The organism is Heyndrickxia faecalis (assembly GCF_040267745.1).
GTDB lineage: Bacteria > Bacillota > Bacilli > Bacillales > Bacillaceae_C > Weizmannia > Weizmannia faecalis.
On record NZ_CP158453.1, the window covers coordinates 25786 to 39769 of the forward strand.

Consider the following 13984-nt stretch of genomic DNA (forward strand, 5'->3'; position numbering starts at 1 on the left):
TGTTTCCTTTATCTCAGTCGAAGACTACGAAATCCGTACGCCGATGAACGAGCGCCCTACGCTTTTCCCCTTAGAAAGGAGGTGATCCAGCCGCACCTTCCGATACGGCTACCTTGTTACGACTTCACCCCAATCATCTGTCCCACCTTCGGCGGCTGGCTCCGTAAAGGTTACCTCACCGACTTCGGGTGTTACAAACTCTCGTGGTGTGACGGGCGGTGTGTACAAGGCCCGGGAACGTATTCACCGCGGCATGCTGATCCGCGATTACTAGCGATTCCGGCTTCATGCAGGCGGGTTGCAGCCTGCAATCCGAACTGGGAATGGTTTTCTGGGATTGGCTTAACCTCGCGGTCTCGCAGCCCTTTGTACCATCCATTGTAGCACGTGTGTAGCCCAGGTCATAAGGGGCATGATGATTTGACGTCATCCCCACCTTCCTCCGGTTTGTCACCGGCAGTCACCTTAGAGTGCCCAACTCAATGCTGGCAACTAAGGTCAAGGGTTGCGCTCGTTGCGGGACTTAACCCAACATCTCACGACACGAGCTGACGACAACCATGCACCACCTGTCACTCTGTCCCCCGAAGGGGAAGGCCCTGTCTCCAGGGAGATCAGAGGATGTCAAGACCTGGTAAGGTTCTTCGCGTTGCTTCGAATTAAACCACATGCTCCACCGCTTGTGCGGGCCCCCGTCAATTCCTTTGAGTTTCAGCCTTGCGGCCGTACTCCCCAGGCGGAGTGCTTAATGCGTTAGCTGCAGCACTAAAGGGCGGAAACCCTCTAACACTTAGCACTCATCGTTTACGGCGTGGACTACCAGGGTATCTAATCCTGTTTGCTCCCCACGCTTTCGCGCCTCAGCGTCAGTTACAGACCAGAGAGCCGCCTTCGCCACTGGTGTTCCTCCACATCTCTACGCATTTCACCGCTACACGTGGAATTCCACTCTCCTCTTCTGCACTCAAGCCTCCCAGTTTCCAATGACCGCTTGCGGTTGAGCCGCAAGATTTCACATCAGACTTAAGAAGCCGCCTGCGCGCGCTTTACGCCCAATAATTCCGGACAACGCTTGCCACCTACGTATTACCGCGGCTGCTGGCACGTAGTTAGCCGTGGCTTTCTGGCCGGGTACCGTCAAGGCGCCGCCCTGTTCGAACGGCACTTGTTCTTCCCCGGCAACAGAGTTTTACGACCCGAAGGCCTTCTTCACTCACGCGGCGTTGCTCCGTCAGACTTTCGTCCATTGCGGAAGATTCCCTACTGCTGCCTCCCGTAGGAGTTTGGGCCGTGTCTCAGTCCCAATGTGGCCGATCACCCTCTCAGGTCGGCTACGCATCGTTGCCTTGGTGAGCCGTTACCCCACCAACAAGCTAATGCGCCGCGGGCCCATCTGTAAGTGACAGCCGAAGCCGTCTTTCCTTTTTCCTCCATGCGGAGGAAAAAACTATCCGGTATTAGCCCCGGTTTCCCGGCGTTATCCCGATCTTACAGGCAGGTTGCCCACGTGTTACTCACCCGTCCGCCGCTAACCTTTTAAAAGCAAGCTTTTAAAAGGTCCGCACGACTTGCATGTATTAGGCACGCCGCCAGCGTTCGTCCTGAGCCAGGATCAAACTCTCAGTAAAGATGTTTGATAAAAGCTCAAAAAGAATTTGACGTTTCGTTTTGTCCAGTTTTCAAGGAACAATCACAAACAGCAACTTTTAAAGTATAACACTTATTTATTTAGAAGTCAATACTTTTTTTGGTGGAGCCTAGCGGGATCGAACCGCTGACCTCCTGCGTGCAAAGCAGGCGCTCTCCCAGCTGAGCTAAGGCCCCGAATTTGAATGGTCGGGAAGACAGGATTCGAACCTGCGACCCCATGGTCCCAAACCATGTGCTCTACCAAGCTGAGCTACTTCCCGTATATAGCGCGCCCAAGAGGAGTCGAACCCCTAACCTTTTGATCCGTAGTCAAACGCTCTATCCAATTGAGCTATGGGCGCATATATCGAATGGTGCCGAGGACCGGAGTCGAACCGGTACGGTAGTCACCTACCGCAGGATTTTAAGTCCTGTGCGTCTGCCAATTCCGCCACCCCGGCAAGAGAAAAAAATGGAGCGGAAGACGGGATTCGAACCCGCGACCCCCACCTTGGCAAGGTGATGTTCTACCACTGAACTACTTCCGCAAAAATTCAGGTCAAAGAATTTCAGGCCGTCTTTGAACAGGCTGAAATTCTTATTTCCTGCTAAATATGATGAGCCATGCAGGATTCGAACCTGCGACCCTCTGATTAAAAGTCAGATGCTCTACCAACTGAGCTAATGGCTCATATTTATGGTGGAGGATGACGGGATCGAACCGCCGACCCTCTGCTTGTAAGGCAGACGCTCTCCCAGCTGAGCTAATCCTCCGTATTATGGCCCGGCAACGTCCTACTCTCGCAGGGGGAAACCCCCAACTACCATCGGCGCTGGAAAGCTTAACTTCCGTGTTCGGGATGGGAACGGGTGTGACCTTTCCGCCATTATCACCGGACCTGTATAATTTTGGGATGTGTTCCCTGAAAACCGGATGGGAGAAAAAACTGTAAACGGAGAACGCGTTTCTAACTTTGAGAATTGTCTAGCTCCAGCGCCTATCGGCTAGCGTATTTCTGCGCTTTCTCCCTACGATAAGTCAACATCGGCTCGCCTTTAGGGGCTCGCCGTGTTTCCTTTATCTCAGTCGAAAGCTCCGAAATCCGTACGCCGATGAGCGAGGCGCTTCCGCTTTTCTATTGTCCAGCTCCGGTGCCTAGCCCCTCGAGGTCGAATAACCTGCCCGTCACGGAGCCAAAAGACGGCTCCATGCCGGTCAGAACATTCGCTTGTCGGGGCTAAACAAGGCACCTCCGCTTTTCTATTTGGTTAAGTCCTCGATCGATTAGTATCCGTCAGCTCCACGCGTCGCCGCGCTTCCACCCCGGACCTATCAACCTGATCATCTTTCAGGGATCTTACCAGTATAAACTGTGGGAAATCTCATCTTGAGGGGGGCTTCATGCTTAGATGCTTTCAGCACTTATCCCTTCCGCACATAGCTACCCAGCGATGCCTTTGGCAAGACAACTGGTACACCAGCGGTGCGTCCATCCCGGTCCTCTCGTACTAAGGACAGCTCCTCTCAAATTTCCTGCGCCCGCGACGGATAGGGACCGAACTGTCTCACGACGTTCTGAACCCAGCTCGCGTACCGCTTTAATGGGCGAACAGCCCAACCCTTGGGACCGACTACAGCCCCAGGATGCGATGAGCCGACATCGAGGTGCCAAACCTCCCCGTCGATGTGGACTCTTGGGGGAGATCAGCCTGTTATCCCCAGGGTAGCTTTTATCCGTTGAGCGATGGCCCTTCCATGCGGAACCACCGGATCACTAAGCCCGACTTTCGTCCCTGCTCGACTTGTAAGTCTCGCAGTCAAGCTCCCTTATGCCTTTACACTCTGCGAATGATTTCCAACCATTCTGAGGGAACCTTTGGGCGCCTCCGTTACCTTTTAGGAGGCGACCGCCCCAGTCAAACTGCCTGCCTGACACTGTCTCCCACCCCGGTAAGGGGTGCGGGTTAGAATTTCAATACAGCCAGGGTAGTATCCCACCGATGCCTCCGCCGAAGCTGGCGCTCCGGTTTCCAAGGCTCCTACCTATCCTGTACAAGCTGTACCAAAATTCAATATCAGGCTGCAGTAAAGCTCCATGGGGTCTTTCCGTCCTGTCGCGGGTAACCTGCATCTTCACAGGTACTATAATTTCACCGAGTCTCTCGTTGAGACAGTGCCCAGATCGTTACACCTTTCGTGCGGGTCAGAACTTACCTGACAAGGAATTTCGCTACCTTAGGACCGTTATAGTTACGGCCGCCGTTTACTGGGGCTTCAGTTCAGAGCTTCGCCTGACGGCTAACCCCTCTCCTTAACCTTCCAGCACCGGGCAGGTGTCAGCCCCTATACTTCGCCTTGCGGCTTCGCAGAGACCTGTGTTTTTGCTAAACAGTCGCCTGGGCCTATTCACTGCGGCTTCCCGGGGCATACACCCCAAAAAGCACCCCTTCTCCCGAAGTTACGAGGTCATTTTGCCGAGTTCCTTAACGAGAGTTCTCTCGCTCACCTTAGGATTCTCTCCTCGCCTACCTGTGTCGGTTTGCGGTACGGGCGCCTTTCACCTCACTAGAGGCTTTTCTTGGCAGTGTGGAATCAGGAACTTCGGTACTAAAATTTCCCTCGCCATCACAGCTCCGCCTTGGCGCGAAGGATTTGCCTCCGCACCGGCCTAACTGCTTGGACGCGATCAACCAGTGTCGCGCTTGCCCTATCCTCCTGCGTCCCCCCATCGTTCAAACGGTGAAGAGGCGGTACAGGAATATCAACCTGTTGTCCATCGCCTACGCCTTTCGGCCTCGGCTTAGGCCCCGACTAACCCTGAGCGGACGAGCCTTCCTCAGGAAACCTTAGGCATTCGGTGGAAGGGATTCTCACCCTTCTTTCGCTACTCATACCGGCATTCTCACTTCTAAGCGCTCCACCGGTCCTTCCAGTCCGGCTTCAACGCCCTTAGAACGCTCTCCTACCACGGACACCATACGGTGTCCATCCGCAGCTTCGGTGATACGTTTAGCCCCAGTACATTTTCGGCGCAGCGTCACTCGACCAGTGAGCTATTACGCACTCTTTGAATGATGGCTGCTTCTAAGCCAACATCCTGGTTGTCTAAGCAACGCCACATCCTTTTCCACTTAACGTATACTTTGGGACCTTAGCTGGCGGTCTGGGCTGTTTCCCTTTCGACCATGGATCTTATCACTCACAGTCTGACTCCCAAGCATAAGTTTTTGGCATTCGGAGTTTGTCTGAATTCGGTAACCCGATGAGGGCCCCTCGTCCAAACAGTGCTCTACCTCCAAAACTCTTCGCTTGAGGCTAGCCCTAAAGCTATTTCGGAGAGAACCAGCTATCTCCAAGTTCGATTGGAATTTCTCCGCTACCCACACCTCATCCCCGCACTTTTCAACGTGCGTGGGTTCGGGCCTCCAGCAAGTGTTACCTTGCCTTCACCCTGGACATGGGTAGATCACCTGGTTTCGGGTCTGCGGCCTCATACTCTTTCGCCCTGTTCAGACTCGCTTTCGCTGCGGCTCCGCTTCTTCAGCTTAACCTTGCATGAGACCGTAACTCGCCGGTTCATTCTACAAAAGGCACGCCATCACCCGTTAACGGGCTCTGACTACTTGTAGGCACACGGTTTCAGGATCTCTTTCACTCCCCTCCCGGGGTGCTTTTCACCTTTCCCTCACGGTACTGGTTCACTATCGGTCACTAGGGAGTATTTAGCCTTGGGAGATGGTCCTCCCGGATTCCGGCGGGATTCCTCGTGTCCCGCCGTACTCAGGATCCACTCGGGAGAGAACGAAGTTTCAGTTACAGGGCTTTTACCTTCTCCGGCAGGCCTTTCCAGGCCGCTTCACTTACCCCGTTCTTTTGTAACTCCCATATGAGTGTCCTACAACCCCGGAAGGCAAGCCTTCCGGTTTGGGCTGTTTCCTGTTCGCTCGCCGCTACTTGGGAAATCGCAATTGCTTTCTCTTCCTCCGGGTACTGAGATGTTTCAGTTCCCCGGGTGTGCCCTTCCTGCCCTATGGATTCAGGCAGGAATCCTGTCCGATTAAAGACAGGGGGTTTCCCCATTCGGAAATCTCCGGATCAAAGCTTACGTACAGCTCCCCGGAGCATATCGGTGTTTGTACCGTCCTTCATCGGCTCCTAGTGCCAAGGCATCCGCCGTGCGCCCTTTCTAACTTAACCATAAAAAGGTTTAAATCCAAAAATAAGCGATTCTCGGTTTACTTGGTTTGTTTCTCCTATCCGGTTTTCAAAGAACACATGTTGAAGGATTGAACCTTCAAAACTGAACAAAACGGAAACGTCAAACTTGATTTTGGAAAACGAAGTTTTCCTTTTCTGTCTAGCTCCGGGCGCTATCGGCTAGCGTATTTCTACGTCTTCTCCCTACGATAAGCGGGCATCGATTCGCCTTTAAGGCTCATCGTGTTTCCTTTATCTCAGTCGAAGACTACGAAATCCGTACGCCGATGAACGAGCGCCCTACGCTTTTCCCCTTAGAAAGGAGGTGATCCAGCCGCACCTTCCGATACGGCTACCTTGTTACGACTTCACCCCAATCATCTGTCCCACCTTCGGCGGCTGGCTCCGTAAAGGTTACCTCACCGACTTCGGGTGTTACAAACTCTCGTGGTGTGACGGGCGGTGTGTACAAGGCCCGGGAACGTATTCACCGCGGCATGCTGATCCGCGATTACTAGCGATTCCGGCTTCATGCAGGCGGGTTGCAGCCTGCAATCCGAACTGGGAATGGTTTTCTGGGATTGGCTTAACCTCGCGGTCTCGCAGCCCTTTGTACCATCCATTGTAGCACGTGTGTAGCCCAGGTCATAAGGGGCATGATGATTTGACGTCATCCCCACCTTCCTCCGGTTTGTCACCGGCAGTCACCTTAGAGTGCCCAACTCAATGCTGGCAACTAAGGTCAAGGGTTGCGCTCGTTGCGGGACTTAACCCAACATCTCACGACACGAGCTGACGACAACCATGCACCACCTGTCACTCTGTCCCCCGAAGGGGAAGGCCCTGTCTCCAGGGAGATCAGAGGATGTCAAGACCTGGTAAGGTTCTTCGCGTTGCTTCGAATTAAACCACATGCTCCACCGCTTGTGCGGGCCCCCGTCAATTCCTTTGAGTTTCAGCCTTGCGGCCGTACTCCCCAGGCGGAGTGCTTAATGCGTTAGCTGCAGCACTAAAGGGCGGAAACCCTCTAACACTTAGCACTCATCGTTTACGGCGTGGACTACCAGGGTATCTAATCCTGTTTGCTCCCCACGCTTTCGCGCCTCAGCGTCAGTTACAGACCAGAGAGCCGCCTTCGCCACTGGTGTTCCTCCACATCTCTACGCATTTCACCGCTACACGTGGAATTCCACTCTCCTCTTCTGCACTCAAGCCTCCCAGTTTCCAATGACCGCTTGCGGTTGAGCCGCAAGATTTCACATCAGACTTAAGAAGCCGCCTGCGCGCGCTTTACGCCCAATAATTCCGGACAACGCTTGCCACCTACGTATTACCGCGGCTGCTGGCACGTAGTTAGCCGTGGCTTTCTGGCCGGGTACCGTCAAGGCGCCGCCCTGTTCGAACGGCACTTGTTCTTCCCCGGCAACAGAGTTTTACGACCCGAAGGCCTTCTTCACTCACGCGGCGTTGCTCCGTCAGACTTTCGTCCATTGCGGAAGATTCCCTACTGCTGCCTCCCGTAGGAGTTTGGGCCGTGTCTCAGTCCCAATGTGGCCGATCACCCTCTCAGGTCGGCTACGCATCGTTGCCTTGGTGAGCCGTTACCCCACCAACAAGCTAATGCGCCGCGGGCCCATCTGTAAGTGACAGCCGAAGCCGTCTTTCCTTTTTCCTCCATGCGGAGGAAAAAACTATCCGGTATTAGCCCCGGTTTCCCGGCGTTATCCCGATCTTACAGGCAGGTTGCCCACGTGTTACTCACCCGTCCGCCGCTAACCTTTTAAAAGCAAGCTTTTAAAAGGTCCGCACGACTTGCATGTATTAGGCACGCCGCCAGCGTTCGTCCTGAGCCAGGATCAAACTCTCAGTAAAGATGTTTGATAAAAGCTCAAAAAGAATTTGACGTTTCGTTTTGTCCAGTTTTCAAGGAACAATCTGTGTTGCTTTCTAAGCGACTTTAATATTCTACTACAAACGAATACTATTGTCAACAACTTTTTCAAATCTGTATTTCAGTAGGCATTTAATTAGCCAACGAATATTACTATACCATGCATTTGGCACGAATGCAATAGTTTTTCGCCATTTATTTTTCAAACAAGCTGAAGCCTGCTTCCTTTCACCAAAGCAGGAAAAAAGCTTACGGTTGGCCATAACAAACATCCATTCCCAAGAAACTGGCCACTTGAACGTTAATATTATATTAAAATAATGTTTTCAAAAAGCAGCGGTTCCTGCCCCGCTGCTTTTTGTAAGTTTTGCTTTGCTTAATCCCTGCTTTTCATTAATGGGAAGAGCAGCACGTCCCGGATAGACGGGGCATTGGTCAGCAACATGACAAGCCGGTCAACGCCGATGCCGAGTCCTCCTGTTGGCGGCATGCCGTATTCCAATGCTTCAATAAAGTCTTCATCCATTTGGTGCGCTTCGTCATTCCCCTGCTCGCGCTCTTTCAGCTGGTTCACGAAACGTTCGCGCTGGTCGATCGGGTCATTCAGTTCGGTGAAGGCATTGGCATGTTCACGGCCGACAATGAACAGTTCAAACCGGTCTGTAAACCGCGGGTCTTTTTCATTTTTTCTAGCAAGCGGCGAGATTTCGACCGGGTGCCCGTAAACGAAAGTCGGCTGGATCAGTTTTTCTTCTACCCTTTGCTCGAAAAATTCATTGACGATATGCCCGTATTCCATATGTTCCGTGATTTCAATATGGTGTTCTTTTGCAAGTGCCCTTGCTTCTTCGGTGCTTGTCACATTCCAGAAGTCGACGCCCGTATATTCTTTAATTGCATCGACCATATGCAGGCGGCACCATTCCGGTTCAAGATTTACTTCATGTTCGCCGTACCGGATGGCGGTGGTGCCGAGTACTTCTTTTGCTGTGTGCACAATCATGTTTTCAGTCAGCTGCATAATATCGTTAAAATCCGCATATGCTTCGTACAGCTCAAGCATCGTGAATTCCGGGTTATGGCGGGTATCGATTCCTTCATTGCGGAAAACGCGGCCGATTTCATAGACTTTTTCCAACCCGCCGACAATCAACCGTTTCAGGTGGAGTTCAATCGCAATCCGCATATAAAGGTCGATATCGAGCGCATTGTGATGGGTGATAAACGGCCGTGCAGCCGCCCCACCTGCAATGGCATGCATCATCGGCGTTTCGACTTCCAAATAGCCGTTCTTGTCCAAATAATTGCGGATGGACTGGATAATGCGGCTTCTTGTAATGAACGTGTTTTTACTTTCTTCACTCATAATCAGGTCGAGATAACGCTGACGGTACCGCTGCTCGATGTCCCGCAGGCCGTGGAATTTATCCGGCAACGGGCGCAGCGCTTTTGTTAACAGAATAAATTCTTTGACTTTGACGGACAATTCGCCCACTTTTGTCCGGAAAACCGTGCCTTTAAGCCCGACAATGTCGCCAAGGTCCGTGCTTTTGAATAACTCGTACTGTTCTTCGCCGACTGCGTCCTGGCGAATATAAAACTGGATTTTCCCTTTCAAGTCCTGGATATGGGCAAACCCGGCCCTTCCTTTCCGCCGTTTTGTCATGATCCGCCCGGCAATGGCAACTGGAATCTCTTTTTCTTCCAGTTGTTCTTCCGTGCATTCGCCGTATTTTTGTTTTAATTCTTCCGTGTCGGTTGTCCGTTCAAAACGCTTGCCGAACGGGTCCACCCCTTTTTCGCGGAGCGCCTCCATTTTTTCTTTCCGGACCAGATACTGTTCATTTATATTTTCGCCACTCATCTTTTTTCCTCCAATCGTTAAAAATGCCGGCCAATATGATAGAAAAGGAAAGACGCCTTTCCTTATTTTCCGCCCTCTTCAAGTATGAAAGGTTCTGCCGCCCAACATTAGCCATTATAGACGTATACCTCTATTATTGTACACAATCTTTCGCGTTCAGACATCCTTTCACCAGGTTTTTTCTTTGTATGTATACAAGCAAGTACTGCCGGGATTCCTCCGGCAGTACTCCGTTACATGGCCTGTCGTTGTTTCCGTACCGGTTATACACCAATCCGTATTTCAGTATAAAGCCGCCGCCGGGTTGTTTAAAATGCCCGGGGGTACCCTTTATGGCAAGAAAGCAGTATCCCCTGTGATCTGTTTCCACAGCCGGACACCATCTTTGTCTGTGCACTTTTTCAGCAGTTCCGCATACGGGGTTTTGGTTACAGGGTCGCAAAGTGCATGGTCCAATTCCGCGAGGGGAACCAAAACAAATGCCCGTTCATGCATGCGCGGGTGCGGAATGGTAAGATTCTCTGTTTTCATATTTTCCTGATTATACAACAAAATGTCAAGGTCTATTGTCCGCGGTCCCCAATGAATTTCCCTTTTTCTCCGTAACTTTTTTTCAATCTCAAGGCAGGCAGCGAGCAGGTCAAAAGGGGATAACCGCGTTTCAATTTGAACAGCCATATTTAAAAACTGTCCCTGCTCGGTGTAACCGACAGGATTGGTTTCATAAATGGATGAAACTTTGCAAACCTTTATGTCCGGGTTGTTTCTAAGTAACCGGATGGCGTGCTGAAGATAATCAAATCGCGGTTCAATATTGGATCCGAGTGCCAAATAAGCGAGATTATCCATTCTTTCTTCTCCTTGTAATTTCGACCGCAACGGACTTGTAATGGCCGGGAATGGGCGGGTCCGGTTTGGTTACTTTGACTGTGACTTCCGCAACTTTTTCGTATAAAGCGAGAATGGAAGCAGCCAGTTTTTCTGCGACAGCTTCAAGGAGCTTGAAAGGCTGCCCTTCAACAATTTTTTTCACGCATGCATAGACATCCGCATAACTGACGGTTTCTTCCAGCCGGTCGGTTTCGCCCGCCTGCTTTAAGTCCAAACCAAGCACGATGGATACACGGAAGCGCTGGCCCAGTTTATTTTCCTCGGGCAATACGCCGTGGTAACCGTAAAATTCCATATCATGAATATAAATTTTGTCCATCCTGTTCCCCTTTTCCGACGAGGGCGTCCATCATTTTCACCATTCTGCTTACAGGTTTTACATCGTGGACACGGACCATATGGCAGCCTTTCATGATGCCAAAGCAGCATACCGCCCCAGTGCCTTCCATTCTTTCGCCCGTCGGCAGCCCGAGCACGCTTCCGATCATGCGCTTCCTTGAGGCAGCAAGCAGAACGGGATAGCCGAGTCCAACAAGTTTGTCGAGGTTTCGCATCATTTCCATGTCTTCCTGAAAACCTTTCGCAAACCCGATACCCGGATCGAGGATGATTTGCCGGTCCTCGACGCCTGCTTTTTTTGCAATCGTGATGCTTTCATACAGATCGTTCAGACAGTCCCGCATAAAATGTTCATACTGCGGCTTTTCGCGGTTATGCATTAAAATAATCGGAACGTTGTACTGTGCGGCAACATCGGCGATTTCCGGATCCCGTTTTGCCCCCCATACATCATTGATGATATGTGCGCCTGCTTTTATTGCTTCTTCCGCAGTTCTCGCTTTATACGTATCGACAGAAAGCGGCGCCTGGATTTTTCCTGCCACCGCGTGAATGACCGGCAAGATTCTCTCCAGTTCTTCCTCTGCTGACACCGGCTGATGCCCCGGCCTTGTCGACTCTCCGCCAATATCGAGCAGATCGGCACCGTCCTCTACCATCTGATACGCATGTTCCACCGCTTTCTCAGGCTGAAAAAAATCCCCTCCGTCCGAAAAAGAATCGGGCGTTACATTTAATATGCCCATTACATAGGTTTTACGGGTAAAATCGAACGTAAACGAACCACACTTCAACTGCTGTTCTCCCCTTTTTCAGTTCAATAATTATAGTCTATCACATCCGCGGCCATCGATTAATACGGAATACAAAGATGTGGGTCGCTGGAGCAGATCCGGGATCACCCCGGGCGCCCTACTAAAAAAGCTGCCGGATGCCAACTAGAGGCTGGCGTTTCAAACCAGCATAGATAGGCTGTGAAAAGAAAAACCCGCGGGGCGTTTCTCCGCGGGTTTTATCGTTTTTAATCTTCAAACTGGTAAAGCGGGGTGCTCAAATAGCGTTCGCCGGTATCCGGAATGATGGCAAGCACTTTTTTGCCTTTGCCGAGTTTTTTCGCCACTTCAAGGGCAGCGTAAACGGCAGCACCGGAAGAAATCCCGCCGAGAATGCCTTCTTTTGCCGCTGTATCTTTTGCCGCTTTGAAAGCCTGATCCGTTGTGACACGGATAATTTCATCGTAAATTTCTTTATCAAGTGTTTCAGGGACAAAGTTGGTGCCGATACCTTGAATTTTGTGCGGGCCCGGTTTGCCTTCAGACAACAGCGGGGAGTCATCCGGTTCAACAGCATAAATTTTGATACCTGGATAAGCTTCGCGCAGCGCCTGGCCAGCCCCTGTAATCGTTCCGCCGGTGCCGACGCCGGCAACAAAAGCATCGAGCTGATCTCCCATTTGTTCAATGATTTCTTTACCGGTTGTCAAACGGTGGATTTCCGGGTTGGCCGGGTTTTTGAATTGCTGTGGCATAAAATAGCCGTTTTCTTTCACGAGTTGTTCCGCTTTATTTACTGCGCCTTTAATGCCTTCAGAGCCCGGGGTTAAAACAAGCTTTGCCCCGTATGCACGCAGTAGGCTGCGACGTTCCATACTCATTGTTTCCGGCATGACAATGACAGCTTTGTATCCTTTTGCAGCCGCAATCATGGCAAGCCCGATTCCCGTGTTGCCGCTTGTCGGTTCAACAATGGTGTCGCCCGGTTTTAAGCGTCCTTTTTGTTCAGCGTCTTCAATCATCGCGAGAGCAATCCGGTCTTTTACACTGCTGGCCGGGTTGAAATATTCCAGCTTCAAATACACTTCTGCATCATTTTCATTTGTCAGACGGTTTACTTTTACAACCGGTGTGTTGCCGACCAATTCAGCAACAGAGTTCACATACTTTGCCAAAATCATCCACCCCATATTCCGAGTATTTTTATTGGTTTAATATCTAAAAATTAACATCTTTTTACGCAATTGTCAACCAAAATGCCTTGCTATTCTATGACAAAGTGCCTAAGAAACAATGCCGGCAATATCGCTTTTTTAGCCACTGGCGCCGGGCTTCTTGATCAAGCGACGGCTATTGCAACGGGACGGGGCAAGCTTCCGTCAATCAAACAGGCCAGCCCCGATTAGACAACTTGGTTAAAAGTTGCCCATTCGCGCTCAAGGGGCCCGCATTCATCTGAAAAGGAAGGCCGTTTTGCCGAAAATCATCCTGCCCTCACGGCTTTCGCCTTACCCCTTTGCTTCTTCCAGCATTTGTTCCAGATCTTCACGGCTAAAATGGTATTTTTCACGACAGAAATGGCAGACGGCTTCAGCTTGCCCGTCTTCCTCGATCATGTCCCTGAGCTCCTGTTTGCCGAGGCCGATCATAGCAGAAGCAAATTTTTCTTTGGAGCAGGTGCATTCAAACCGTACTGCCATTTTCTCCAATATCTGCACATTTTCTTCGCCGAGCAGATTTGCCAATATTTCTTCCGGCGAAAGCCCCTGGCGGATAAGGTCGGAAATCGGGGCGGTATCAGAAATTTTATTTTCAATTTCCGAGATGACTTTCTCGTCTGTTCCCGGCATCAACTGGATGATAAACCCGCCGGAAGCCAGAATCGTGTTGTCGGGATTAACCAGCACACCGACACCGACTGCAGATGGCACTTGTTCGGAAGCGGCAAAATAATACGTAAAATCTTCGCCGAGCTCGCCGGATACAAGCGGAACCTGGCCTGAAAAATTCTCACGAAGCCCGAGATCTTTTACAACGGTAAGCGTCCCATCTGTCCCGACTGCACGCCGGACATCCAGCTTTCCTTTTTTGTTTAAATCAAAATGGGTTTGCGGATTGGTAACATAGCCCCGGACTTCCCCGTGTGCATTCGCGTCTACCAGAATGACACCGATCGGTCCGCCGCCTTCCACTTTGATCGTAATTTTTTCATCCCCCTTCAGCATGGCCCCCATCATCGCCCCCGCTGTCAACGTTCTGCCCAGCGCGGCGGAAGCTGTCGGCCAAGTGTAGTGCCTCCGTTGGGCTTCTCCAACGGTTTCCGTTGTTTCCGCAGCGTATGCCCGGACCTGCCCGTCATACGCTAATGCTTTAATTAAATAATCCGCCAAAAGAAAAAT

6 protein-coding genes, 7 tRNA genes and 4 rRNA genes are annotated in these 13984 nt (G+C 51.2%); all 17 read right to left on the reverse strand.

The window, feature by feature from the left end:
• Nucleotides 1-74: 74 nt before the first annotated feature.
• Nucleotides 75-1628 (reverse strand): 16S ribosomal RNA (locus tag ABR335_RS00120).
• 120 nt (nucleotides 1629-1748) lie between these two features.
• A tRNA-Ala gene (locus ABR335_RS00125) sits at nucleotides 1749-1824 on the reverse strand.
• 9 nt (nucleotides 1825-1833) lie between these two features.
• Nucleotides 1834-1910, reverse strand: a tRNA-Pro gene (locus ABR335_RS00130).
• 7 nt (nucleotides 1911-1917) lie between these two features.
• Nucleotides 1918-1991, reverse strand: a tRNA-Arg gene (locus ABR335_RS00135).
• A 10-nt stretch (nucleotides 1992-2001) separates the two neighbouring features.
• Nucleotides 2002-2090: transfer RNA gene (locus ABR335_RS00140), tRNA-Leu, on the reverse strand.
• 12 nt (nucleotides 2091-2102) lie between these two features.
• A tRNA-Gly gene (locus ABR335_RS00145) sits at nucleotides 2103-2177 on the reverse strand.
• A 70-nt stretch (nucleotides 2178-2247) separates the two neighbouring features.
• A tRNA-Lys gene (locus ABR335_RS00150) sits at nucleotides 2248-2320 on the reverse strand.
• Nucleotides 2321-2327: 7 nt separating this feature from the next.
• Nucleotides 2328-2403, reverse strand: a tRNA-Val gene (locus ABR335_RS00155).
• 8 nt (nucleotides 2404-2411) lie between these two features.
• A 5S ribosomal RNA gene (gene rrf / locus ABR335_RS00160) occupies nucleotides 2412-2527 on the reverse strand.
• 367 nt (nucleotides 2528-2894) lie between these two features.
• Nucleotides 2895-5827, reverse strand: a 23S ribosomal RNA gene (locus ABR335_RS00165).
• A 318-nt stretch (nucleotides 5828-6145) separates the two neighbouring features.
• Nucleotides 6146-7699 (reverse strand): 16S ribosomal RNA (locus tag ABR335_RS00170).
• Together the 16S, 23S and 5S rRNA genes with 7 tRNA genes alongside form the textbook arrangement of a ribosomal RNA operon.
• A 395-nt stretch (nucleotides 7700-8094) precedes the next feature.
• On the reverse strand, nucleotides 8095-9582 hold the full coding sequence (gene lysS, locus ABR335_RS00175) for a lysine--tRNA ligase (RefSeq protein ID WP_104851063.1): 1488 nt from the start codon (nucleotides 9580-9582) through the stop codon (nucleotides 8095-8097).
• A gap of 330 nt (nucleotides 9583-9912) precedes the next feature.
• Entirely contained in the window at nucleotides 9913-10431 is a 519-nt protein-coding gene (gene folK / locus ABR335_RS00180) for a 2-amino-4-hydroxy-6-hydroxymethyldihydropteridine diphosphokinase (protein WP_017550858.1), read from the reverse strand.
• Complete coding sequence (folB, locus tag ABR335_RS00185) at nucleotides 10424-10792, reverse strand: dihydroneopterin aldolase (RefSeq protein ID WP_014096547.1); 369 nt, start codon at nucleotides 10790-10792, stop codon at nucleotides 10424-10426. Before folB ends, folK begins: the two co-directional genes overlap by 8 nt.
• Nucleotides 10770-11606: a dihydropteroate synthase gene (folP, locus tag ABR335_RS00190; protein ID WP_350346395.1), complete on the reverse strand. Its 837-nt coding sequence runs from the start codon at nucleotides 11604-11606 to the stop codon at nucleotides 10770-10772. The genes folB and folP overlap by 23 nt, the downstream gene beginning before the upstream one ends.
• Nucleotides 11607-11833: 227 nt before the next feature.
• Nucleotides 11834-12760, reverse strand: a complete 927-nt coding sequence (cysK, locus tag ABR335_RS00195; RefSeq protein ID WP_014096549.1) for a cysteine synthase A — start codon at nucleotides 12758-12760, stop codon at nucleotides 11834-11836.
• 333 nt (nucleotides 12761-13093) lie between these two features.
• The gene (gene hslO / locus ABR335_RS00200) at nucleotides 13094-13975 is read right to left on the reverse strand and encodes an Hsp33 family molecular chaperone HslO (protein WP_017550859.1); all 882 of its coding nucleotides are present in this window, start codon (nucleotides 13973-13975) and stop codon (nucleotides 13094-13096) included.
• Between the last annotated feature and the right edge of the window lie 9 nt (nucleotides 13976-13984).

Coding starts and splice junctions, on each gene's coding strand:
- lysS (WP_104851063.1), bottom strand. CDS start 9,582: ATGAGTGGCGAAAATATAAATGAACAGTATCTGGTCCGGAAAGAAAAA.
- folK (WP_017550858.1), bottom strand. CDS start 10,431: ATGGATAATCTCGCTTATTTGGCACTCGGATCCAATATTGAACCGCGA.
- folB (WP_014096547.1), bottom strand. CDS start 10,792: ATGGACAAAATTTATATTCATGATATGGAATTTTACGGTTACCACGGC.